The organism is Sphingobacterium sp. UBA7038 (assembly GCF_002494055.1).
GTDB lineage: Bacteria > Bacteroidota > Bacteroidia > Sphingobacteriales > Sphingobacteriaceae > Sphingobacterium > Sphingobacterium multivorum.
Window position 1 is genome coordinate 206,476 of record NZ_DLAV01000013.1, and the last position, 22,808, is coordinate 229,283.

The following is a 22,808-nucleotide window of genomic DNA, read 5'->3' on the forward strand; positions in this document are numbered from 1 at the left end:
TAATTTGTAGTATGTTGATTCTAGGAACGCATCTACAAGGACAAGTCTTGATAAAGGGAACAGTGTTGGATAGTCTAGGGCAGGCTATAAGTGGCGTATCTGTTAAGGAGAGCCACGTTAATAGTGGCGTTTTAACAGATAAGAACGGAAAGTTTGAATTTCATACCAGAGCACACCAAGGTACGCTAGTTCTTAAGCATCTTGGTTATGCCAGTCACACAGTAGCCTTCGACGCATCAACTACTAGGCTCATTGTAAAACTAAAAGCACGGACAACACAACTCGAGGAGGTTATTGTATCGACAGGATATCAGGCCATACCGAAAGAAAGGGCTACGGGTTCTTTTTCAACCGTTGGAAAGGAACTGTTTAACAAACAGGTGGGTACGGATATTCTTTCAAGGTTACCTGTAGTGGCAAATAGTCTTGTTATGGATGCTGGCCGAAGTCAGTCTAGTCCTCAGCTCATAGTCCGCGGCTTGAGCACCATCAATGGTCCTAAAGATCCTTTGATCGTAGTTGACAATTTTCCATATGACGGTGATATCAGTAATATAAATCCGAATAGTGTTGAAAATATAACGATTCTGAAGGATGCTGCTGCATCCAGTATTTGGGGAGCTAGGGCAGCAAATGGTGTGATTGTGATCACAACGAAAAAGGGAAAGTTAGATAGGCCCATCTCTTTTGAAATCAATGCCAACAGTACCGTGGATGCAAAACCTGACCTCTATTATATCCCTCAGATGTCGTCGTCAGATTTTATAGATGTAGAACAGGAATTATACAGTCGTGGATTTTATAAAAGTAAAATCGGCTCGACCAGTAGACCGTTATTAAGTCCTGTAATCGATATGCTTGATCTGGCAGATAATGGAAAAATATCCGAGGGGGAAGCTCTGTCTAAAATCAATGAATTGAGCGGTGTTGATGTACGTGATCAGTTGGATCGCTATGTGTATAAACCAGCTTATAAACAACAGTATTTTTTATCGGGGTCGGGAGGAGCTGCAAAGTTTTCTTGGCTTTCGTCGGTAGGCTATGATCGAAATATTGGAACACTGGGTGATCGTTACGAGCGTATCAATTTGCGGTTTCAACAAGCTTATGAGATTAGTAAGCAATTTTCTGTTGCCACAAATCTGTATTATACACAGACAGATACAAAGTCTGGGCGCAATGGATATAATGATATCTCCAATCTTTTTCCATATACGCGTATTGCTGATCAAAATGGTCAGGCTCTAACGGTTCCACGAAACTATAGGCAGAGTTTTATTGAATCATTTGGGGATGGTAGGCTACTGGATTGGAGTTATTACCCATTGGTGGACTCGGAGCATCAGATACGCAGAAGTCCGGCGACAGATTTATTAGGGACCATCGAGCTAAACTATGAAATTATCAAGGGGCTGAAAATAGCCGGAAATTATCAATATGAACAAGCGCACGGCTTGGGAACAAGCTTTGCCGATCAATATAGTTATATGGCACGTGATTATGTGAACCGCTTTACACAGCTTCAGAACAATAAAGTCGAATATATAATATCTGTTGGTGGAATACTTGATAAAAGCGCGTCCTTAATGCATGCGAGCAATCTACGTGGGACGCTCAGTTTTGACCGTAGTTTTGGTAAGCATATGATTACCGCCATTGCTGGTGCTGAAATGCGGGATGCTCGGCAAGAGTCGAACAACAACAGGTTCTATGGATACAATCCGGATAATTTAACATTTGGAAATATAGATTATAAAACCTCTTATCCGACTGTTATTACTGGTGCTATGGACTATGTTCCGAATAGTCAGACACTGAGCGAAACGGTTACAAGGTTTGTTTCTCAGTTTGCCAATGCGGCGTATAGTTTTGACAACAGATATACGCTTTCTGGTAGTATACGCCGCGATGCATCTAATCTATTTGGCCTAAAAACAAATGATCAATGGAATCCTTTTTGGTCAGCAGGTGCCGCATGGAAAATCTCCAATGAGAAATTCTTCAACACAGGTTTAGTATCTTATCTTAATCTCAGGACTTCCTATGGTTTCAGCGGTAATATAGATCCGGCGATGGTGGCTGTAAATACCATTGCTTTCTCTTCTCCTTCTGTATTTACAGGTGATCCCTCAGCTGCATTTGTGAATTTCTATAATCCCCTGTTGAGGTGGGAAACGAGTAAAATGCTCAATATCGCACTTGATTTTAGAACAAAGAATAATCGCGTAGTGGGTGCATTGGAATTTTATCATAAATGGGGGCGCAACTTGTTTGGCCAAGCTCCGATCGACTTGACTACAGGTGTAAATACTTCGATGCAACGAAATGTGGCCAACATGCATGGACAGGGATGGGATTTAGAGCTGACCACAAAAAATATAGACCACACCCATTTAAAATGGAATAGTACCTTGAACATGAGCCAATATAAGGATGTAATCGACGATTACCTGATATCACGCACGTTGGCACAGCAATACGTAAATGTTGCGACCCCTCCAATTTCGGGGATAAAGGGGAAACCGGTATACGCGATCTATAGTTATAAATGGGCGGGGCTAGATCCGAATACTGGCGAAGCACAAGGGTATCTGAACGGTGAGGTCAGTAAGGATTATACCGCGATTACGGGGACTGGTACTAAGGAGGAAGATCTGAACTATCATGGATCGGCTATACCGACCCTGTTTGGTAATTTGCAAAATTCGGTTTCGTATAAAGATTTTAGTTTTCAAATTGGCGTTACTTACAAATTGGGCTATTGGTTCCGACGTTCCTCCATTAATTACACCAATCTATTTAATAGTGGAAGAGGTCATAGTGATTATGCGTATCGATGGCAAAACCCAGGAGACGAATTAATTACAGATATTCCCGTTAATCCGTACACCACAAATAGTAATAGAGACCGATTTTATGAAGGGGCTAGTGTTCTAGTCGAAAAAGGTGATCACATTCGATTGCAATATATCAATTTTGGGTATGATCTCCCCACTTTCAAAGGATTTAAAAGATTGCATATTTATATTAATATACAAAATATTGGTATACTATGGAAGGCTAATAAAGCTGGTATTGATCCGGATTTTAACTTGGGAAGCGGTCGGACAATTGTACCGCGGAGCTATTCAGTGGGGGTAAAAACAAGCATTTAAAGAAAAAGTTTATGAAAAGAATATGGAATAAAGTCTTATTTCTCCCCCTGCTTATTTTTTGCCTTGGGGGCTGTAATAAATTTTTAGAAGAAAAATCAGATAAGAGTTTAGGGATACCTGTGACCGTGTCAGATTATAAGGCACTTTTGAATGATTGGGCGACAGTAAACTCCAATTATCTCTCTTTGGGAGAGACTAGCAGTTGTGATTTTAGTCTGACAGATGCTGACTATAACGGGCTGTATTACGATAGTGATAAACGTCTGTACAGTTGGCAGCCCGATTATGTGACGCGTGCAGTATCTGGTGGAGGCCATGAATGGTATTATTGCTATAAAGGTATTTATGTGTCCAATTCGATACTTAAGGGCTTGGATGACAACGGTCTGTCTAGTGGCGAGGCAAATGAAGTCCGGGGGCAGGCACTAGTTTTTAGGGCAGCCCGTTATTTGGATGGAGTACAGGTATGGGCACCCGCATATGATGCTAAAACTGCCGATAAGGATTTGGGTATGGTATTGCGGCTTGATCCTGATATGAATTTACCTTCAAAAAGAGCAACTGTACAGCAGACTTATGATTTAATTTTATCCGATTTACAGGCGGCGCTACCTTTGTTACCTATCGCTGAATCTTCTCCTGCGCTTCCGACAAAGGCTGCCGCATATGGCTTGTTGGCTCGGGCTTATTTAATAATGGGGGAGTATGAGAAAGCTCTAGCTAATGTGCAACAGGCACTGAAGCTCCATAGTGATTTGATTGATTTTAATGATCTGTCCGCCGCTGCAAGTTTCCCGATACCGGCTACGAATCAGACAAGTGCGGAAGTTGTCTTTTTTACAAGGATGTATGCCTCCAATATCGTTAACCTAAATATAGCTCGGATAGAAAAAGATCTTTATCTGCTGTACGCAGCGGATGATCTTCGAAAAAATATCTATTTTAGGCTAGATGATAAAGGCGATGTATTTTTTAAAGGTACACATATGGGACATCAGGGGCTTATTACAGGGGTCACGTCCAGCGAACTGTTGCTGATTGTCGCTGAATGTCAGGCTCGTTTAGGAGAACCTGAAAAAGCAGCTGAAACACTAAATCAGTTGATGATAAAGCGCTGGGATAAAAATACCTTTAAACCCTTTGTATTCACTGATGCGAACATAGCTCTTGGTACGATCTTGAATGAAAGGCGAAAAGAGTTAGTGTTTCGTGGGCTGCGTTGGTCGGATATCAAGCGCTTGAATAGAGATGGTGCCGGAATAACACTTTCTCGTAAAATCAGTGGTCAAGACTTTGTACTACTTCCAAATGATAAGCGCTATGCAATTGCTTTGCCTGAAGATGTGTTGGAAATGACGGGGATGGAACAGAACCCCAGATAGGTCCTTTAATAAGAGAATAGTACTGGGGCGATATACCCCAATACTATTCCTAATTAGAGATTAGATTTTGTTAATCTCTCTTGCTAAAAGTTGGATCATCCAATATATTTTGATTGGATTTTCCAGAAAGCATAGACTCAAGATCATTCTCATCTACAGCTGTTTTTTGACAAGGTTTTGTCGTACCTGTACCACATGCCGATGGAGAAATCCCCGGTTCCCAGTTGTCAGGATTAGCAAATGCTCCCTCGCTGGTATCTTCACTTGCGTAATGAAATACAATCAGTTCTTTTTCAGAAGCTGTTTTAACATCTTTCTTCTCCATCGCCTTTACTACCCAAAAGGCTCCAATCAATAAAAAGAAAGATAATACAAGACCGGTACGTAACCAGTTAATTTTTAAAGTGCGCATATGCATCTTTTTAAGTTTATATAATTTTATGAGTTATTGTTGCATTTCGGTTTTGCCTCACAGCCATGCGATCGAGGGATCCTAGGTTGAGGTCAGCCAACTTCCTTGAAACCGGGAGACCAATATAATCGGGAATAGTGCAAACTTACGCGGATACCACATCTTGTCCGCAACTCTCTTTAGGGCTAAGGATAGACAGATAGGGGTAGAGCAAAGTTCCCTGAACACAGGAACGGCACTATACCTAAACGGAACGACAAACCGCCCAAACAGCCTGATCCATAAGGACTGGAACACTGGCCCTAAGCGTAGGCCAAGTCGTTTGATTGTTTCTTTCGCTGTTTGTAGACTTTTCATCTCCGTTTATTTTACCTATCCATAACCTATTGCGCAGCGGCACAACCTTGGCGCGGCCTGCCCTCTGTTTTGCTTTGCACTTTGTCGCTGTACCCGCGTCCCTATTTTATATTGCTCCAGCGATCCCGCCAAACCCTTCACAAGCGTACTGAAGATCGCTGGAGCGCCCCCGTCGGGAAAGATGGAGTGGATGTAACAGCAGTACGCTCGCCATTTCGTTATTATTTATTATCGTCATCTTTTGATAGCGATGTCCTTACCTTGAAAATTTATGCAAGACATCGGCTGTTTATCTCAGTGTCTGAAAGCAAAAGAAATATAAGCTTGATCTTTTTCCATATTTATTGGTTGATATTCATAATTAGCGTGTAAGAAATGATGAATCAAATTGAATAAAAATCTAAATAGTTGATTTTTTAGCATTTTTTTGATATTATAGTATATCGTGTTAATTAGCTGTTAACCATTAGCCAAACTGTATAAATTATGGAATCTGTAAAAAGTACCGAAAGCACAGATGGAGATTGGGACCTCTCGATCAATCATTGGAGATCCAGAACGATATGGATCCTTATTTTTTCTTTTTATAATGCTTCTGCCGGATATCGTATCGGTGCGGGATGGAAGATCTACAAATACTGCTTGTCCAACACAAATTTCTATGTCGATTTCCTTTGGAGTATCTTTTTTCTTTCTGTCATGGTGGAGTGGACCATGCAGACGACAGCATATTTTGATCAAAAGCAACCTTGGCGCAACGAATTTCTAAAACGTTTCTTTATTCAGATCATATTTATCTATCTGCCGACCATTTTCTATCTCGAATGTATGGACCGATTATATCTTCAAATAACGGATCGCGCTCTTTTTCGGATTCCCCAAAATATTCTTCAATTGCCATTCTCCATGGGTATATCACTGATTTATACATTGTTCTATAGTTTGGCTTCATTGTATAGAGAATATATGGCTGGAATTGGGGAAGTTGAGATTTTAATAAATGACGAAAAGCAGGGAAAGATAGCAGCTATCAAACAGAATAATTTACAGGATAATCCGGTCATAACCATACGTGATGGCAAAGATATCCGACTGATGGATTTGGACATTGTTTTAATCTGCAATAATAATGGGATGAATACGATCTATGAACGTAATCCGGCAAATCCACCTATTCAGGATAGCCATGCGTTAAAATACCTCGTCGAGAGGTTAGATACGAAGGAATATTATCAGATCACTCGCTGGGAACTGGTACACCGAAGTGTTATAAAAGGATATGAAGTAAATGGCGATAAAAACTTTAGACTGCAATTAGATTTTCCACTTGAACAGCAGCTTGTGATCAATAAAGATAAAATTGATGATTTTGCGAAATGGTTGTTGGACGAAAATGATGGGTGATTTTGAGTTTTCCACATGATGTTAATAACAATGTGGAAAACGTTTCCCCCTTTTAGTATGTAAAATCAAAATTTGTGGCTGAGCCTACCTAAGCTAACAAGTTGAGGCTTCTTCTCCAGTAAAGTTCAGCATTTTTTTGTATATTAAGTTGTACTATATTAACCCTTGACTAATGAAAACCAAATTTATACTTGTTTTAATATTGTCCTTCATCGTCTGCTTTTCAATAGCAGCTGCTGTATACTATTTCCTAGATGAGAAATCGTCCATTCCCGATTCCTTGTTCGTGGGGGCTATATCAAGCTCTATTGTGATTACATTATTCTCAAAGTTCAATACAGCCGCTCGGCGCAAATAATTATATTTTCCTGACACCAACTCCATACCAACTTGCGATCAACTCCGTACTGTAACCACCTTGTGTGCACAGTGAGTCCACGTTGAGTCCACCTTTTAAGGGTGCTTTCACTGTACAGACATCCTGTTTGCATCTTGCTTGCAATTAGAAGGTGGTTGGGAATTGGTTATAACTAATCCCCAAAAAGGTATCACTAAATTTTCAAATTTATAATTGCTATTTGCTGCAGCTTCCGAAATCCTTAAAAATGAACAAGATACTTGACATAGGGTCGTTTTGGTGGTATATTTATTGTATGGGAATAAATGATAATGGCTATATCCGTGGACTGGTTGGCCCACTGGTAAGCAGAAAGGTAGGAACAAAGAACTACATTCAAAGTAAACCACACCGTGTAAAACAAAACGTCGACACGAAGAATGCTGGTAAAGATTTTGGACAGGCAAGTCGCGCGGGCGCCGCAATTAGGCAGGCTTTTGGCTTAGTGCATCAGGAACTGCATGATGGACAAATGGGCAATCGCTTGAATAGACAGATTTATAGGGCAATGAAGACAAATATCAATGACGATAGGGGAACACTTTGCCTAAACAACTGTAAGCTCGACAGATTGGTGAATTTCCAATTCAACGAAAATTTCCATATGCAGGATGCGCTGAATATCGATCCAATGGTTAACCTAACCGAGGAGAGCAAGATCGAAATATCATTTCCAATATTTGACATTAACCGAGCATTGCTGCTGCCCAAAGATTGTAATGCTATCGCCTTTAAATTCCATGCCTTTTCTTTCAATTTCAAAGAAAGGGAGTTCACTGAGATAAAAGATGAAGAATGGGAAATTGATATCGTCTATGGACAGGATCCAATTTCGGCCAAGACGATCAGCATTCCATGCAAGGAATTTGTTGGTACCCCCATCCTGGTTGGATTTACGATCATATATCTTCATAAAAATGGCCGACGGTGCAATGTGCTGAATGAAGTTGATTGTACGCCTGCAACTATTCTAGCTGCTTTCCAGTTATAAAGGTAACGTTAACCCATACCTTTGTTTTTTCCTACCGGAGCGGATATCCAATTACCGCTCCTTTACCTCCATTTACCGACTTTTTTATTCCGTTGATCTAAATGTAATAAAATGGGATGCTGCGTTGTCTTACTTTTGAATCAGAATCTTAAAGGAAATGATGCAACAAAATCAACTTCCTTGCGACAATAAGAAAAGAGATAAAAAAACTAACAATATAAATAAAGTATTATGAAAACTTTAGTAAAGACATTCGCAGCTGCAGCATTGATTACACTATCAACTTTCGCAATGGCAGCAGCTGACCCTGGCAAAGCATTGAACCTTTCCACAGCCGATTTGGCCATCGATAGCTATGTGTCGGTAATGACAGAAGGTGCATCTCAGGGCGTAGAAAAATTGTTCGCATCCGAATTCAATCAAAAATTTCAGGGAAAAGCTGCACGCACCAATAGCCGTTCGGAAGTCATTTCGTTCCTAAAAAAGCAAAAAGGTGAAAAATTGAACTGCAGTACAAGTACCGAAGTACTCGAGGAATCTGAAAACTATATGGTAGCACGTGTCACCATGAAGTTTGAGGATTTCACGAAAACAGATTTGGTGACATTGATCAATGAATCGGGAACCTGGAAGGTTGCAAGCTCCGTAAACTCGTATAAATAGAAACTGTTTAATTAAATTCATATGTTTATTTTAGCCACGTCGGGATGATGTGGCTTTTTTTGTTGTATCTTTGTTAGTAGATCTGTTTAACTAAGTATAACCGAAATGGATGGTCACAAAGAACATACTTCACAATCTCTTAGCGAATCTGAAATTGCTTTATTGAGGGCCGGACTTAATCGTACTTATAAGGAGCGATTTGAAATGACTACCCGTCTCTATAAAATTCAACAAACGCTTAAAAAGGCAAAAATTATTCATAAACCCTTTTATCAGAAATAGTGTATGGATATTTTTGATCAGGAAATTTTAGAGTTTTGGCAGAATTTAGAGCAATCAAATGTAGCGTACATTATGATTGGGGGGTATGCAACTAATTTGCACGGTTTTCAAAGGTTTACTGGTGATTTAGATATTTGGATAAAAGACTCATTGGATAATAGAAAACGGTTAAGGGAAGCATTCAGGCTATCTGACCTTGGTGATATTCCACAGCTGGAAACTATTCCTTTCGTAGTTGGATGGACAGATTTTCACTTGAATAATGGGCTTCGCTTGGACATTCTGACGGATATGAAAGGTTATATATAAACCAGCTCATCGCTAATAAAAAGGCAATCAATAGACCAAAGGATCAGATCGATGTTCAGGCATTGGAAGAAATTGTCAGACTTCGAGAGGATGAAGGTGAGTAGGTTTTCTAAGTTATCAACAGTGTTATTAATACCCTGTGGAAAACTTAATGGTATGCAGCCGTGCCGGCCATAACAGAAATAAACATTATTTAACCGATTAATTTTTTAACTATCCTAGATATTTGTTATTATTACCCCTGTATTAACAATTATTATGAAGTATTATTTAGACTTTTCGACGAAACTTATTTGTTTTTTTCTATTGAACCTGTGCGGATTGAGCCTTTCTGCTCAAGTTACTTTTACCACTTACCATAGGAAAGATGGGGAGGAGACTAAGAAGCAAGACTCGGCTTATTTTTTAAGAGAAATTCATATTGATGCGTTGGGAAAGGATAAAGTTTATCAAATCGAGGAGTATTATCTGCGGAATGACTCGCTAAAGCTTAATGCGATCAGCGAGAGTGGACACCCGCCATTCAGATTTTTGGGTAAAAAATATGAATTTTATGAAAATGGTACGTTGAAGAGTCTTGAGAAGTTCAGTGATGAGAGTAAATTGATAGATTCTGCTTTTTATCTCTATCCGAATAGTAAGTTGAAGATGATTGTATTCTATCCGAGTGAAGTGAAGAAAAAGAAACTACTGATAAAGAAGCCAATCTATGTGGTGTATTATGACTCTTTGAACAATAAAAAGTTAGAAAATGGAAATGGTTTTATTCGTTTTAGTATAGATGAACAGGACGAAACTGAAGAAGGTCAGCTGGTCAATAATTTGCGCGAGGGGGAGTGGCGAGGAAAGAGGGGACCTGATTCTTTTGTCGAGCATTATAAGGAGGATAAATTGCTGTCAGGTACTAAAACAAAAGAAAACGGCACTGTCATTTCATATGACTCTACTACCTATAGAACACAGCCAGAATACCCTGGAGGTACCAAAGAAATGATGTATTTTGTGGCAAGAAATTACGAATATCCAAAACAAGCCATGATGAATGGTATAAGCGGTACTGTAGAAATAGCGTTCATTATAAATCAACAAGGGCGATTAGAAGATTTGAAAATAAAGAACGATTTGGGTTTCGGTACAGGGGCTGCTGGTATACAAGTCGTCAAAAAACTTAGAAAATGGAAACCTGGTATGCTCCGTGGTGAACCTGTAAGGGTTGGCTATACGTTGCCGATAAGGTTAAATTTGAGGGGAATATAAAAACAGTCTTCCATTTGGAAGGCTGTTTTTTTAAAGATACTTTATATACTATTTTTTCAAAGCTGCAGCGCCTTTAACGATACCCTCCACAACAGCAGGATCTTGAAGTGTCGAAGTATCACCTACATTGGCGATATCGTCTTCGGCAATCTTGCGTAAGATACGGCGCATGATTTTTCCTGAGCGTGTCTTTGGTAGGTCATCCACAAACTGGATAATGTCTGGTTTCGCAATCGGACCGATAATGCGTGAAACAGTTTCCATGATATCCTTTCTGGTGGCTTCTGCATCGGTATGGTGATTCGCAATGACATAAGCATAGATACCCTGGCCTTTTACTGGGTGCGGATATCCGACAATGGCCGATTCAACAACGTCAGCGTGCATATTGATGGCATTTTCCACTTCTGCTGTACCAATGCGGTGACCTGAAACGTTCAATACATCATCTACACGGCCTGTGATTTTATAATAACCCTCCGGACTACGGAAACACCCGTCGCCTGTAAAATACATATCCTTATACGTCGAGAAATAGGTTTGACGACATCTGTCATGATCCCCCCATGTCGTGCGTAGCATACCGGGCCAAGGGAACTTGATACATAGGTTTCCTGTGACATCATTGCCTTCAATTTCTTTCCCATTCTCATCCATCAAAGCGGGTTGAATGCCCGGCATCGGGAACATCGCATAACTTGCTTTTTCAGGTGTTACGCCGGCAAGCGATGTGATTAAGTGACCGCCATTCTCTGTTTGCCAATAGGTATCCACAATAGGGCAGTTCTTTTTACTAACTTTTTCGTTAAACCAGTTCCAGGCTTCTTCGTTGATTGGTTCTCCTACGGACCCCAAAACACGCAAAGAGGAAAGATCGTTTTTGTCGACAAATTCGTCGCCAAAAGCCATTAATGAGCGTATAGCTGTGGGAGAAGTATAGATAATATTGACGTTGAATTTATCTACAATATCCCAATAACGGCTCGCGTCCGGGAAGGTTGGAATACCCTCAAACATTAAAGAAGTAGCTCCTTGTGATAACGGCCCATAGACGATGTAACTGTGTCCTGTAATCCAGCCAATATCTGCTGTACAGAAAAATACATCGTTTGGCTTATACTGGAACGTATTCATAAAGGTATAGCCTGTATACACCATATAGCCACCACAGGTGTGTACTACACCTTTAGGCTTACCTGTGGATCCCGATGTATAAAGGATGAATAAGTTGTCTTCCGCGTCCATCTCTTCTGCTGGACATGCTGGATTTCCTTGTGTTTCTACTTTTTTGATCTCATCTTCCCACCATACGTCACGTCCTTTGATCATCGATACCGGTGTACGTGTACGTGTTAAGACAATTACTTTTTCAACAGTGTCACATTGCATTAAAGCATCGTCCACAATATTTTTTAAACCAATGGTTTTGTTGCCGCGGTAACTACCATCTGAAGTAACGATCAGTTTGCATTCCGCATCGACGATACGATCCGCGATAGAACGCGCTGAAAAGCCTCCAAATACCACCGAGTGGATGGCACCGATACGTGCACAGGCCAATACTGCGATAACCAATTCAGGAACCATCGGTAAGTAAATACATACCCGGTCTCCTTTTTTGATGTTATTATTTTTAAGTACGTTGGCAAATTGCTCTACCTTTTGTAGTAATTGTTTATAGGAAAGAATGCGGTGCGCTTCATTTGGATCGTTAGGTTCCCAGATGATGGCTGGTTTATCACCATTCGCATAAATATGGCGATCAAGACAGTTTTCTGTAATATTTAATTTTGCACCCTCAAACCATTTGACATTGGGTTCCTCAAAGTTCCAGCTCAGCACTTTATTCCATTTTCTCTTCCAGAAAAAATGATCTGCAATGCTCGCCCAAAACTCCTCAGGTTGTTCTACACTTCGCTTATATTCACTTTGATATTCTTCAAATGATTTTATTTGTAGGCTCATCGTTATTAGGATTATTATGAATTATTTTAATTTATATTGTTATCGTTGCGAAATCGTTTTTGATATTTCGATTTCGGTGTACAATTTAGCGGTTTTTGCCCATTTTATCAAAAAATTGATGTTTAATATAATGTTAAACTACTTTTATCTATAAGATTGTTATCTTGCATCAAGATTTACCAAGATGTCTTTTCTAAGAAAGCTATTCTATATTACAATCTATACAAATCTGCTGATCGCCATGGCGGCCATGGCACAATGCGCGCTGACTTATATCATATTTGAACGACCTATCAATTGGTATATTGTTTTAGTGGAAGGAACAGCGACTTTGTTGCTTTATAATTTTAGCCTGTGGTGGTCCAAACCGAAGAACCCAAAAGAATCAAAATTCCCGCGGACACGCTGGATCTTTAATCATGAATGGGTCATGTGGTTAAACAATGGTATCGCTTTGCTTGTGCTCGGTTATTGCTTGTGGTATATTCATGTGTACTCTTTTTTGTTTTTGGGTTTTATTGGAATCCTGAGTCTATTATACGGAATGCCCCTGTTTACCTTCCGTGACCGCAAAGTGGGCCTTCGACAGATACCCGGGGCCAAGATTTTTCATATTGCCCTGGTCTGGGTCTGCAGCAGTGTGGTGCTTCCCTATGTGGAACTGGCCAACGTCGGTGTCAAAATAGATCAGTGGGTTTTTATTGCGCTCTGCGGATTGAAGTTCATATTTTTGGTTATCTGTACCCTGCCTTTTGATATTCGGGATATCCAACAGGATTCCTATTATCACCTGCGGACTTTGCCCAATATGCTGGGCGAACAAAAAGCTAAAAATCTAACTTATGGGCTGTTGGGCCTCCATTGTGTTTTGATCTTGACGGTACCTTATACGATACCTATTAAAATTGGATTGATTCTGACCAACGTGCTCATATTTGCATTGCTAAAATTGGCCGTTTTCAAAACAAAAGATCATTATCACTATGCTTATCTACTTGACGGTAGCTTGGTGGTTCAGTTTCTGATTGTTGTTGTTATCGGTATCTTTAGTGCCGGAACCTGATTTTTTATACGTTTCAAGAGCAATAGGTTACTTTAACCTCCTAAGCGTGTATGGATAGGAGGATATTGCTAGATTGATTGGAGATTTTGGCAAATAGCTCTTTGTAAAAATTAAGATGTCAGAAAGGCGATGATCTTATCGGCAGCCACTTCCGATAATTTATAATAACTTTCGAATGTCCATCCGGCAACATGTGGAGATAAGATCACATTGTCTCTACGGATAAGATCTGCATACCAGTTCTGTTCAGCGAGTTTTGGGAATTTTTCTACGGGCAACACATCGAATGCTGCTCCGATAATGGAACCTGAATCAAGGCCGCTAAGCACTGCGGGTACTTGTACAATACCGCCTCGTGCCCCCAGTAAAAAGAAAATAGGTTTTTCAAATTTAGCCAGATAATCCACATCAATCATCCCCTTTGTTTCATCCGTTAAGGGGATATGGAAACTGATCACATCGGCTTCTTTGCAGATCTTTTCCATGTCTGCTGCTGATGCATATTGATCGGCGTAGTCGATTCGATATTTATCATAGGCAAGCACCTGTACATCAAAACCGGATAGTTTTTTTGCCATAGCCATACCATTGTGCCCATAGCCGATCAAGCCTACAGTACGTCCCTTAAGTTCGTATCCACGATTGGCTTCACGCAACCACTGGCCAGATCGTATTTGTTGGTCACCCCGATTCAGATTGTTCATTAGACTGAGCAACATACCGATCATATGTTCACCTACAGCATCCCGATTGCCTTCATTGGCCGGAATTAACAGCACATCTCTTTGCGCAGCAACTGTATCGTCTATATTGTCCATACCTGCACCAGCACGGGCGATAAAGCGGAGGTTTGGTGCCAGGTCAAAAAAAGCCTTATCTACCTGAAATTTGGAACGGATAACCATCCCCGAGTAATTGCTGATAATTTTTTCAGCCGCTTCCCGACTGATATCCGGTTGATAATGGAACGCGATTCCTGCCTGTTCAAATTTCTCAAGCATGATTTCATGAATGTCGTCAACGATCAAAATGGTAGTTTTCATTCAGTTATTTTTTTATGTGGGACTGATCAGTGAATACTGTTGTGGTGTAGTACGATGATTTAGATCCCAGCGTCATGATTATGGTTGATCTGCATAAAATCTACAGATAATAATTTGTTTAATTGTTGTTGTTTCATGCGGTTAGGCATTATTTTCATGCCAAAATTTCGCATTCTTATCAGGAATGGATTCTCCCATTGTGCGATTTTTCCTATCCTCCAGGAAGTATTACAGATGTAATTTACCCGATCCAATCTTCTTTTTTCGAATCCTTGAAAAGCCAAACTAACGGAAGCTGCGGTCTGGAGTTCATCCACGAGAACAGCAACATCTTCAATAGCCTGACAGGCTCCCTGGCCCAAGTTGGGAGTCGTTGCATGTCCAGCGTCACCCAATAATAGGATATTGTCAAAAGCGAGTTGCTGAAGTGGTTCGATGTCAATGATGTCATTTGCAATTAGCTCGCTATCCTTTGTTTCCGAAAGAATCGTTGGAATAGGGGCATGATAATCTTTAAAATTTTCGAGGAGCTCCTTTGTTTTCCAGTTTTTTAAGACCGGATTTTGTGCCTCAGTATTGATGCATGCGTACCAATAGATGCGGTTATTGACAAGTGGGGTCATCCCAAAGCGGCCTTTGCTGCCCCAGGTTTCTGTCCCCTTACTGAGCTGTATACTGCTATTATCGATGGTGGCCCGCCAACAGGTATAGCCTGAATAGCGAGGTGCCGAACCCGGTATGAGTTGTTGTCGTAGTGCTGAGTGTACACCATCGGCAATCAAAAGGGCTTGGCCGCGTACATGGCTTCCGTCTGCGAAATAAACTTGAATATCTTCTCCCTCCCGTTCAAAGGAAACGGCACGTTTGCCGAGATGAACTTGTCCATTGGGGATTTTGGATAAGAGAAACTGATGCAGATCTGCCCGATGGATAGCGAAATTGTCCTGTTGATATTTTTGACTGATTGACTTGGTGTCTGGTTCAACAAGAATATTTCCCTTTTGATCCAAGACATTATAAGATGCAAGGTAATGCCCAATCGGAACGATTTCATCCTTCAATCCGAGATGTTCCAAAGCTTGCATGGCGTTGGCTGCGAGCCCGAATCCAGCACCTATGCCTTTGAGTTCAATGGCGCTTTCATAGACATGTGCTTCAATACCTACTTTTGCAAGCCCTATTGCAGCACATAATCCAGCGATACCTCCGCCTACGATAATAAATGTGCTGTCCGTCGAATGCATATTAAAGACTGTTTGCTATTTCGTTTGTTAAACCGACAAAATCATCTACCGTCAATCGTTCTGCGCGTAGCTCGTACAGTGGATTGTCAGACATTTTATCTTTGGGAACAACGCCCGAAAGTGAGTTACGGAGGGTTTTACGACGTTGATTGAAGCCCGCTTTAACAACACGCCAAAATAGTTTTTCATCACAATTCAATTGTTCACGGTCATTGCGCGTCATGCGGATAACGCCCGACAATACTTTTGGCGGTGGATTAAAAGCTCCTGCTTTTACAGTAAAAAGGTATTCTACTTTATAATAGGCCTGTAAAAAGACACTCAAGATACCATATTCCTTGCTGCCAGCCTTAGCTGTACAACGTTCGGCTACTTCTTTCTGGAACATACCCGTCATTTGAACGACACATTGGCGTTCATCCAAAATTTTAAAGAGAATCTGGGAGGAGATGTTGTAAGGGAAATTGCCAATGACAGCCATTTTCTCACCAAAATACTGTGAAAAGTCAAGGTTTAGGAAATCACCGTGGATCAATCGCTTACCCAATTGGGGATATTTATCGTCCAAATAAGCAATGGATTCGTCATCCACATCGATCAAATAGGTTTCATATTCCTCTTTTTGCAAGAGAAAATCAGAAAGTACACCCATTCCTGGACCTACTTCAAGCACTTGGCTAAAACCCAATTTAGGATCCAATGCTTCCACAATCTTTTGTGCAGCATTTTTATCGTTCAAGAAATGCTGTCCTAAATGTTTTTTTGCTCTTACTGTGCTCATGTTGCAAAAGTAAAAAATAAATAAGTGAAAAGTCATTCTAAGAAAAAAATCCCTATTTTTGAATCAAAGCATTTAAATAGAATGAGCGATAAATTAAAAATCGGAATTACCGTAGGCGATATTAACGGCATTGGACTTGAAGTCATCATTAAATCTTTGGTAGATCAGCGTATGTGCGATTTCTTTACGCCAGTGGTTTACGGAAATACAAAGGTTGCTTCTTTTCACCGTAAAGCGATCGGTGTAAATGATTTTAGTTTTAACGTGATCAATGATGCTGAGCAGGCGCATTCTAAAAGAGCAAATATGATCAATTGCTGGCAGGAAGACGTCAAGATTTCGTTGGGTGAAGAAAACGAAATTGGCGGTAAATATGCCTTCCTTTCGTTGGAGAAAGCTGTTGAGGACCTGAAAGCCGGCAAAATTGATGCTTTAGTGACTGCCCCAATTAATAAGCATAATATTCAACAGGAGGGATTTCAATTTCCGGGCCATACCGAATACCTGCAGGCCAAAGTAGAGGCTGATGATGTATTGATGTTTATGGTTTGTGATGAATTGCGTATTGGTGTGGTAACAGGTCATATTCCACTGCATGAGGTTGCGGCTAATATTACCGAAGAAGCTATTCTTAAAAAGCTAGCCCTGATGAATGACTCGTTGAAGAAAGATTTTTGGATTGAAAAGCCTAAGATCGCAGTTTTGGGACTAAATCCACATGCTGGCGATCATGGGATTATTGGCACCGAAGATGATCAGATCATTAGACCTACCGTAGAAAAAGCAAACGAACAGGGGATCTTCTGCTTTGGTCCATATCCTGCCGATGGATTCTTCGCAAAAGGTGCTTATGAGAAATTCGATGCGGTACTCGCGATGTACCATGACCAGGGGTTAATCCCTTTTAAGCATATTGCCAAAGGTGCCGGTGTAAACTTTACAGCCGGTTTACCTATCGTACGTACTTCGCCAGATCATGGTACAGGCTATGATATTGCTGGAAAAAACTTAGCTTCTGAAAGCTCTTTTGTAGAGGCAATTTTCTCGGCTTTACATATTGTAAAACGCCGTCGTGAACAAGCCGAATTACTTAAAAATCCACTTGCTTTCCGTAAGTTGTCCAAAGATAGGGATTAGGGAAAAAAATTGTTACTTTTGCAAACTGTTTGGTTTTTTACCTGCTGTTTTGACTATGTACGATAATTTACAACATCCAATCTTTTCAATCATTAAGGAACTCGCCGAGACAACAAATACAGAATGTTATGTCATTGGGGGGTATGTTCGCGACTATATTATGAAGCGGCCTTTTAAGAATGATGTGGATATTGTTGTCGTCGGCAGCGGCATTGAATTTGCGACTTTATTGGGTGATAGGCTACATACTAAAGTGGCTGTCTATAAGAATTTTGGTACAGCAATGTTGGTTTATGAAGGACTCAATGTGGAGTTTGTCGGTGCCCGAAGGGAATCTTATCGTGCCAATTCACGTAAGCCTATTGTGGAAGACGGTACCTTATCCGATGATCAAAATCGACGTGATTTTACGATCAACGCGATGGCGTTTTCTTTGAATAAAGCGGATTATGGTACTTTAGTGGATCCATTTGACGGCGTGCAGGATCTTGAACAGCGCGTTATTCGAACACCTCTGGATCCGATAGAAACGTTTTCCGATGATCCACTGCGTATGATGCGGGCTATCCGTTTTGCGACACAGCTAAATTTTAAAATCACGATTGATGCGATCAAAGCGATTAGCGATACCAAAGAGCGAATAAAGATTATCTCGAAAGAACGTATTATCGATGAAATCAATAAGATTATTCTCTCACCTAAGCCGTCAGTCGGTTTTAAATATCTTTTTGATACCGGTCTCCTGGAATTGATCTTTCCGGCCATGTATAATTTACACGGAGTTGATGTCATTGATGGCAAAGGCCATAAAGATAATTTCTACCATACGTTGGAAGTGTTGGATAATGTATGCGAATTGTCTGAAGATCTCTGGTTACGTTGGGCAGCGATTATGCATGATATTGCCAAACCGGCAACAAAACGTTTCGATAAAAAGCTCGGCTGGACGTTTCATGGCCACGAAGATCGTGGTGCACGTATGGTACCAAAGCTTTTTGCTGAATTGAAGCTGCCGCTCCATGAGAAAATGAAATTTGTTCAGAAGCTGGTACAATTGCATCTTCGGCCTATTGTCTTGGCGCAGGATATCGTAACGGATTCTGCTGTACGTCGTCTCTTGTTTGAGGCGGGGGATGATATTGAAGCCCTTATGATGCTATGCCATGCGGATGTGACCACAAAAAATGAGTTTAAAAAGAAAAAATATCGTCAGAATTTTGAACTTGTCAAACAAAAATTGAAGGATGTCGAAGAGCGGGACAAGGTTCGAAACTGGCAGCCGCCGATCAGTGGAGAGGATATCATGGTCCTATTTGGCTTAGCGCCAGGGCGTACTGTAGGCCAGCTGAAAAATTTGATTCGTGAGGCTATTCTAGAGGGCGATATTCCAAATTCCAGAGTAGAAGCTTATCAATTCTTGGTGAAAAAAGCAGGGGAAATGAACCTGACGATCAAACAAGAAATCCCATTGGAAATTTCCAATTCTTAAAATATAGTATTAATTTTAGAGGGTTAAAAGAAGAAAATAGCAGAGATGGCAATTTATAGATTTAGAGTTACTTTTGAGGATTATGAAGATGTATATCGTGAGATCGACATGCCTTCTAAAAGTACATTTATAGACCTGCATGAGGAAATCCATAAATCAACAGGTTATGCTGCGGATGCATCTTCCTCGTTCTATGTGAGCAATGATCAGTGGAAAAAGGGAACGGAGATTGCATTCAAGCCTACACAACGTAAAAAAGATGCTGAGGTATTGTTGATGGAGAATATCCGTTTAAGTAAGTTTATTGATGATCCACATCAGAAATTTTACTACGTTTACAATTTTGATCGTCCTTATGATTTCCAGGTTGAATTGATCAAGATCTTGAAGGAAGAGGATGGAAAAGACTATCCGGCGCTGTTTAAGTCTATGGGTCAGGTTCCCAAAACTATGACTGCGGCTAATTTCCCCGTGTCAGATGCGGTTGAAGAGGACGATTATGTGGAGGAAGACGATACGCAATATGGCGTCGATGATGAAGACGAATTGGATGGCTTCGACAGCGATGGTGACGATGAGGAAGAGGGCGAAGAAGGTGAAGAGCGTGAAGAATCCAACGGCTACGAAGACGAATATTAATTAAGAAGACTTTACAGGTTCTTTTCAGCCTGTGAAGTGCTATATTATGGCAAATAAAAAAACATTGATAGCCATTGTGGGGCCAACTGCTGTTGGTAAGACTACAATGGCTATTTCATTGGCGCAATATTTTAAAACAGCGATAATTTCTGCTGACTCTCGTCAGTTCTATCGGGAAATGTCTATTGGTACGGCTAAACCAGATCCAGCGGAACTTGCTGCTGCTCCTCATTATTTCATTGATTCACACTCCATCACGCAGGATTATTCTGCAGGCGATTTTGAACGTGAGGCCTTACTGAAACTAGAAGAACTATTTCAATTGCATGATGTCGTCATTATGGTAGGTGGATCGGGCCTGTTTGTTCGGGCCCTGTGCGAAGGATTGGATGATCTGCCCAAGGCGGGGGATGAAGTGCGCGAGCGGCTTAATCATGAACTTGCAGTATTGGGATTGGAGGCCTTAAAAGATCGATTGAAAAGTATCGACCCTGCATATTTTGAAACGGCAGACATCGATAATCCGCAACGTGTCGTACGGGCGCTTGAAGTTTTTGAGGCGACTGGTAAACCGATGTCATTTTACCATAAGAAAGATGTCGAGAAAAGACCTTTTGATATCCTTACCATTGGCTTGAATATGGATCGGGCGAACTTGTATGAAAGGATCAATTTACGTGTAGATTTGATGATGAAAAATGGCTTACTGGACGAAGTGAAAGCTTTACTTCCTTTCAGAACGAAGCCTGCATTGCTCACCGTTGGTTACGCTGAGTTGTTTGATTATCTCGATTGCAAGCAGTCTTTGACGGAAGCGACCGAGAAAATCAAACAAAATTCGAGACGTTATGCCAAGCGACAGATTACATGGTTTAAAAAATATGGTAATACGCATTGGTTTCAGTCCCAGGAGACAGCCGCTATAATTGATTTTATTCAAAAGGAGCTGACAGGAGAGCATTCCTAAGGATCTAGCAGTAGACACTAGACGTTATCCGCAAAGGTTCAAACGAGGTTTATAGACCGCTTTTCAAGGTGTGCATAACGTGCATAACGTATATAGACCATAAAAAAAGCCTTTGTTATTAATAACAAAGGCTTTTCTATTTCATTTTGGAAACTACTTTACTAAATAGTTCCATCCGAATGGATCTTCTACTTTGCCATAGCGCAAGTCGTTGAGGTAATTCAAAACACGATTTGAAAACTCGCGGCCCTCTACTGGTGGCAAGTGGTAATCTTCTCCTTCAAAACCGATACGGCTGATATCCGTAATTGTGGCTGCAGTACCAGCTGCGAAAGCTTCAGTTACTGTACCGGCTTTAATACCGTCAATTAGTTCTTGAATAGATACCTTTCTCTGCTCGGCTTTATAACCCCATTTCTCCGCCAATTCCATAATTGTACGTCGTGTTACACCGTGTAAGATTGTATCACCATGTGGTGTAATAATCGTATCTCCAATGCGGAAAATAAGGTTTGCCGTACCTGCTTCTTCAATATATTTATGTTCAGAAGCATCTGTCCACATAATTTGGTCATAACCTTCATCATTGGCCAATTGTGTAGGGTAAAGCGATAATGCATAGTTACCTGCATTTTTAGAAAAGCCAACACCACCTTCTGCTGCACGCGTATAATAGGTCTCAACTTTTAAGCTGATTGCTTTGCTGTAATATGCGCCTACAGGGCCAGTGATAATGATAAATTTGTATGACTTTGAAGGGTGTACACCTAATGCTGCTTCTGTTGCGAACATAAAAGGACGGATGTACAATGATGAACCTTCTTTTGCCGGGATCCAGTTACGGTCGATGTCCAATAGTTTGCTTAGGCCATCCATAAAAATCTCCTCAGGTACCTCCGGCATTTGAAGACGTGCGGCAGATTTGTTGAATCTTTCCCAGTTTCTGTCCGGACGGAAGATACTCACTGTTCCATCTGCAAATTTATAAGCCTTGATTCCTTCAAAGATCGCTTGACCATAATGTAAAGCGGACATCGAAGGACTAATACTGATATCTCCATAAGGGACGATGCTGACATCTTTCCATTCACCGTCATCATAGTTTGCGACCAGCATGTGGTCGGATAAAATCTTTCCGAATTTTAGATTGTCGAAATCTACTTGCGAGAGTCTTGAATTTTGAGTTGGCTCTACGCGAATTGAATAGTTCTCTGTCGCGTTCATCTTATTTTTTAATTACTTAGGCTAAGTTAGGAAAAAAATGAAATATAAGTTGCACCTGTACCCGGATAATTTACCCGCTTCGATATGCCTTTTATTTCGGACAGTTGTTCCCTATTTTACTACACTTTTTTTGAAATGGAAGAATTTTACTTCATATTTCTCGGCTAGACTGTATTAATAATTAAATGTGTTAAGTATTTATTAATTAACGTCGTGATTTCATATTATGGCATAAAGTTTGGCCATAAAGAATGCGGTCCTATAGATGGGCTTTTTGGTCCGCAGTAACGCTATAAAATCACTTATCATAAAAATAAACTTAATATGGAATTGACGCACAGTCTTAACAAAAGTAGTGAAGTAACATCAGGCGACAATCGCTCAGTGTTACAGGGTGAAGTTGAAGTTCAGAAGAAAGGTATTTCTATGAATTTTATCCTTGGTTTTTTTGTTTTTTTATATAAAACGGCAATTAAACCTTAACAAACCTCCATTATAGTCTAAGCTTTCTTGAGCTTACCAATTAGACGAACGCACAGCGGTTCTTTAAAACAACAAAATTCAGCAATACGAGATTAGCCTAAATAAGGGAATCCAAAAATTTTGGCTAATCTCCAGCCGGAGACCCCCTATTATTTGGTTAATGT

The 22,808-nt window shown here is 40.5% G+C and carries 21 protein-coding genes; 13 read left to right on the plus strand and 8 right to left on the minus strand.

Features of this window, described 5'->3' with window-relative positions; translation table 11 throughout:
- The first annotated feature begins 11 nt into the window (after positions 1 to 11).
- The gene (locus tag B3H30_RS07925; RefSeq protein ID WP_286833860.1) at positions 12 to 3,155 is read left to right on the plus strand and encodes a SusC/RagA family TonB-linked outer membrane protein; all 3,144 of its coding nucleotides are present in this window, start codon (positions 12 to 14) and stop codon (positions 3,153 to 3,155) included.
- Between the two features lie 11 nt (positions 3,156 to 3,166).
- Entirely contained in the window at positions 3,167 to 4,537 is a 1,371-nt protein-coding gene (locus tag B3H30_RS07930) for a RagB/SusD family nutrient uptake outer membrane protein (protein WP_286833862.1), read from the plus strand.
- A gap of 70 nt (positions 4,538 to 4,607) precedes the next feature.
- Here B3H30_RS07930 and B3H30_RS07935 read toward each other — a convergent pair whose 3' ends face one another.
- The 3 genes from B3H30_RS07935 to B3H30_RS07945 all read right to left on the minus strand — a co-directional run bounded on the left by B3H30_RS07935 (position 4,608) and on the right by B3H30_RS07945 (position 5,544).
- Positions 4,608 to 4,949: a hypothetical protein gene (locus tag B3H30_RS07935; protein ID WP_286774692.1), complete on the minus strand. Its 342-nt coding sequence runs from the start codon at positions 4,947 to 4,949 to the stop codon at positions 4,608 to 4,610.
- An 81-nt stretch (positions 4,950 to 5,030) separates the two neighbouring features.
- Positions 5,031 to 5,306: a hypothetical protein gene (locus B3H30_RS07940; RefSeq protein ID WP_286833863.1), complete on the minus strand. Its 276-nt coding sequence runs from the start codon at positions 5,304 to 5,306 to the stop codon at positions 5,031 to 5,033.
- Positions 5,307 to 5,412: 106 nt separating this feature from the next.
- The gene (locus B3H30_RS07945) at positions 5,413 to 5,544 is read right to left on the minus strand and encodes a hypothetical protein (protein ID WP_286833864.1); all 132 of its coding nucleotides are present in this window, start codon (positions 5,542 to 5,544) and stop codon (positions 5,413 to 5,415) included.
- A 248-nt stretch (positions 5,545 to 5,792) separates the two neighbouring features.
- On the opposite strand from B3H30_RS07945, the gene B3H30_RS07950 reads away from it, so the two are divergent.
- From B3H30_RS07950 to B3H30_RS07970, 5 genes are all read left to right on the plus strand, one after another.
- On the plus strand, positions 5,793 to 6,710 hold the full coding sequence (locus B3H30_RS07950) for a hypothetical protein (protein WP_145329896.1): 918 nt from the start codon (positions 5,793 to 5,795) through the stop codon (positions 6,708 to 6,710).
- Positions 6,711 to 7,315: 605 nt separating this feature from the next.
- Positions 7,316 to 8,098 carry a hypothetical protein gene (locus B3H30_RS07955; RefSeq protein ID WP_286767781.1) on the plus strand — a complete coding sequence of 261 codons (783 nt, stop codon included), beginning with the start codon at positions 7,316 to 7,318 and terminating at the stop codon, positions 8,096 to 8,098.
- A 231-nt stretch (positions 8,099 to 8,329) separates the two neighbouring features.
- On the plus strand, positions 8,330 to 8,761 hold the full coding sequence (locus B3H30_RS07960) for a nuclear transport factor 2 family protein (protein WP_075994282.1): 432 nt from the start codon (positions 8,330 to 8,332) through the stop codon (positions 8,759 to 8,761).
- Between the two features lie 285 nt (positions 8,762 to 9,046).
- Positions 9,047 to 9,352 (plus strand): hypothetical protein, encoded by a 306-nt coding sequence (locus B3H30_RS07965; RefSeq protein ID WP_286774690.1) that lies wholly within the window; start codon positions 9,047 to 9,049, stop codon positions 9,350 to 9,352.
- Between the two features lie 258 nt (positions 9,353 to 9,610).
- Entirely contained in the window at positions 9,611 to 10,609 is a 999-nt protein-coding gene (locus B3H30_RS07970; RefSeq protein WP_145329917.1) for an energy transducer TonB, read from the plus strand.
- A gap of 48 nt (positions 10,610 to 10,657) precedes the next feature.
- Here B3H30_RS07970 and acs read toward each other — a convergent pair whose 3' ends face one another.
- Positions 10,658 to 12,574 (minus strand): acetate--CoA ligase, encoded by a 1,917-nt coding sequence (acs, locus tag B3H30_RS07975; RefSeq protein WP_286774688.1) that lies wholly within the window; start codon positions 12,572 to 12,574, stop codon positions 10,658 to 10,660.
- Positions 12,575 to 12,758: 184 nt separating this feature from the next.
- Here acs and B3H30_RS07980 point away from each other — a divergent pair, with 184 nt between their 5' ends.
- Positions 12,759 to 13,637 carry a hypothetical protein gene (locus tag B3H30_RS07980; RefSeq protein ID WP_286774687.1) on the plus strand — a complete coding sequence of 293 codons (879 nt, stop codon included), beginning with the start codon at positions 12,759 to 12,761 and terminating at the stop codon, positions 13,635 to 13,637.
- 110 nt (positions 13,638 to 13,747) lie between these two features.
- Here B3H30_RS07980 and B3H30_RS07985 read toward each other — a convergent pair whose 3' ends face one another.
- Genes B3H30_RS07985 through rsmA form a run of 3 tightly spaced genes read right to left on the minus strand, consistent with a single transcriptional unit; the run spans position 13,748 to position 16,705 of the window.
- Entirely contained in the window at positions 13,748 to 14,680 is a 933-nt protein-coding gene (locus B3H30_RS07985; RefSeq protein WP_088163029.1) for an NAD(P)-dependent oxidoreductase, read from the minus strand.
- Between the two features lie 59 nt (positions 14,681 to 14,739).
- Positions 14,740 to 15,924 (minus strand): FAD-dependent monooxygenase, encoded by a 1,185-nt coding sequence (locus B3H30_RS07990; protein WP_286774686.1) that lies wholly within the window; start codon positions 15,922 to 15,924, stop codon positions 14,740 to 14,742.
- A gap of 1 nt (position 15,925) precedes the next feature.
- On the minus strand, positions 15,926 to 16,705 hold the full coding sequence (gene rsmA / locus B3H30_RS07995) for a 16S rRNA (adenine(1518)-N(6)/adenine(1519)-N(6))-dimethyltransferase RsmA (protein WP_286774685.1): 780 nt from the start codon (positions 16,703 to 16,705) through the stop codon (positions 15,926 to 15,928).
- Between the two features lie 81 nt (positions 16,706 to 16,786).
- On the opposite strand from rsmA, the gene pdxA reads away from it, so the two are divergent.
- Genes pdxA through miaA form a run of 4 tightly spaced genes read left to right on the plus strand, consistent with a single transcriptional unit; the run spans position 16,787 to position 20,937 of the window.
- Positions 16,787 to 17,842, plus strand: coding sequence for a 4-hydroxythreonine-4-phosphate dehydrogenase PdxA (pdxA, locus tag B3H30_RS08000; RefSeq protein WP_070560760.1), 1,056 nt, complete (start codon positions 16,787 to 16,789; stop codon positions 17,840 to 17,842).
- 55 nt (positions 17,843 to 17,897) lie between these two features.
- Positions 17,898 to 19,331 carry a CCA tRNA nucleotidyltransferase gene (locus tag B3H30_RS08005; protein WP_070560759.1) on the plus strand — a complete coding sequence of 478 codons (1,434 nt, stop codon included), beginning with the start codon at positions 17,898 to 17,900 and terminating at the stop codon, positions 19,329 to 19,331.
- A gap of 45 nt (positions 19,332 to 19,376) precedes the next feature.
- Positions 19,377 to 19,970 (plus strand): IS1096 element passenger TnpR family protein, encoded by a 594-nt coding sequence (locus tag B3H30_RS08010; protein WP_088163027.1) that lies wholly within the window; start codon positions 19,377 to 19,379, stop codon positions 19,968 to 19,970.
- Between the two features lie 46 nt (positions 19,971 to 20,016).
- Positions 20,017 to 20,937, plus strand: coding sequence for a tRNA (adenosine(37)-N6)-dimethylallyltransferase MiaA (gene miaA / locus B3H30_RS08015; RefSeq protein ID WP_286774684.1), 921 nt, complete (start codon positions 20,017 to 20,019; stop codon positions 20,935 to 20,937).
- A gap of 153 nt (positions 20,938 to 21,090) precedes the next feature.
- Here the strand turns inward: miaA and B3H30_RS08020 are convergent, their stop codons facing one another.
- Positions 21,091 to 22,161: a branched-chain amino acid aminotransferase gene (locus tag B3H30_RS08020; RefSeq protein WP_286709639.1), complete on the minus strand. Its 1,071-nt coding sequence runs from the start codon at positions 22,159 to 22,161 to the stop codon at positions 21,091 to 21,093.
- Between the two features lie 324 nt (positions 22,162 to 22,485).
- Between B3H30_RS08020 and B3H30_RS08025 the strand changes: the two genes are divergently transcribed.
- A complete protein-coding gene (locus tag B3H30_RS08025) occupies positions 22,486 to 22,644 on the plus strand; it encodes a hypothetical protein (RefSeq protein ID WP_157698580.1) in 159 nt (52 codons plus the stop codon).
- The last annotated feature ends 164 nt before the right edge of the window (positions 22,645 to 22,808 follow it).

Bases quoted from the DNA above. Each gene is read 5' to 3' on its own strand.
- B3H30_RS07925 (WP_286833860.1), top strand. From the start codon at position 12: ATGTTGATTCTAGGAACGCATCTACAAGGACAAGTCTTGATAAAGGGA.
- B3H30_RS07930 (WP_286833862.1), top strand. From the start codon at position 3,167: ATGAAAAGAATATGGAATAAAGTCTTATTTCTCCCCCTGCTTATTTTT.
- B3H30_RS07935 (WP_286774692.1), bottom strand. From the start codon at position 4,949: ATGCGCACTTTAAAAATTAACTGGTTACGTACCGGTCTTGTATTATCT.
- B3H30_RS07940 (WP_286833863.1), bottom strand. From the start codon at position 5,306: ATGAAAAGTCTACAAACAGCGAAAGAAACAATCAAACGACTTGGCCTA.
- B3H30_RS07945 (WP_286833864.1), bottom strand. From the start codon at position 5,544: ATGACGATAATAAATAATAACGAAATGGCGAGCGTACTGCTGTTACAT.
- B3H30_RS07950 (WP_145329896.1), top strand. From the start codon at position 5,793: ATGGAATCTGTAAAAAGTACCGAAAGCACAGATGGAGATTGGGACCTC.
- B3H30_RS07955 (WP_286767781.1), top strand. From the start codon at position 7,316: ATGAACAAGATACTTGACATAGGGTCGTTTTGGTGGTATATTTATTGT.
- B3H30_RS07960 (WP_075994282.1), top strand. From the start codon at position 8,330: ATGAAAACTTTAGTAAAGACATTCGCAGCTGCAGCATTGATTACACTA.
- B3H30_RS07965 (WP_286774690.1), top strand. From the start codon at position 9,047: ATGGATATTTTTGATCAGGAAATTTTAGAGTTTTGGCAGAATTTAGAG.
- B3H30_RS07970 (WP_145329917.1), top strand. From the start codon at position 9,611: ATGAAGTATTATTTAGACTTTTCGACGAAACTTATTTGTTTTTTTCTA.
- acs (WP_286774688.1), bottom strand. From the start codon at position 12,574: ATGAGCCTACAAATAAAATCATTTGAAGAATATCAAAGTGAATATAAG.
- B3H30_RS07980 (WP_286774687.1), top strand. From the start codon at position 12,759: ATGTCTTTTCTAAGAAAGCTATTCTATATTACAATCTATACAAATCTG.
- B3H30_RS07985 (WP_088163029.1), bottom strand. From the start codon at position 14,680: ATGAAAACTACCATTTTGATCGTTGACGACATTCATGAAATCATGCTT.
- B3H30_RS07990 (WP_286774686.1), bottom strand. From the start codon at position 15,924: ATGCATTCGACGGACAGCACATTTATTATCGTAGGCGGAGGTATCGCT.
- rsmA (WP_286774685.1), bottom strand. From the start codon at position 16,705: ATGAGCACAGTAAGAGCAAAAAAACATTTAGGACAGCATTTCTTGAAC.
- pdxA (WP_070560760.1), top strand. From the start codon at position 16,787: ATGAGCGATAAATTAAAAATCGGAATTACCGTAGGCGATATTAACGGC.
- B3H30_RS08005 (WP_070560759.1), top strand. From the start codon at position 17,898: ATGTACGATAATTTACAACATCCAATCTTTTCAATCATTAAGGAACTC.
- B3H30_RS08010 (WP_088163027.1), top strand. From the start codon at position 19,377: ATGGCAATTTATAGATTTAGAGTTACTTTTGAGGATTATGAAGATGTA.
- miaA (WP_286774684.1), top strand. From the start codon at position 20,017: ATGGCAAATAAAAAAACATTGATAGCCATTGTGGGGCCAACTGCTGTT.
- B3H30_RS08020 (WP_286709639.1), bottom strand. From the start codon at position 22,161: ATGAACGCGACAGAGAACTATTCAATTCGCGTAGAGCCAACTCAAAAT.
- B3H30_RS08025 (WP_157698580.1), top strand. From the start codon at position 22,486: ATGGAATTGACGCACAGTCTTAACAAAAGTAGTGAAGTAACATCAGGC.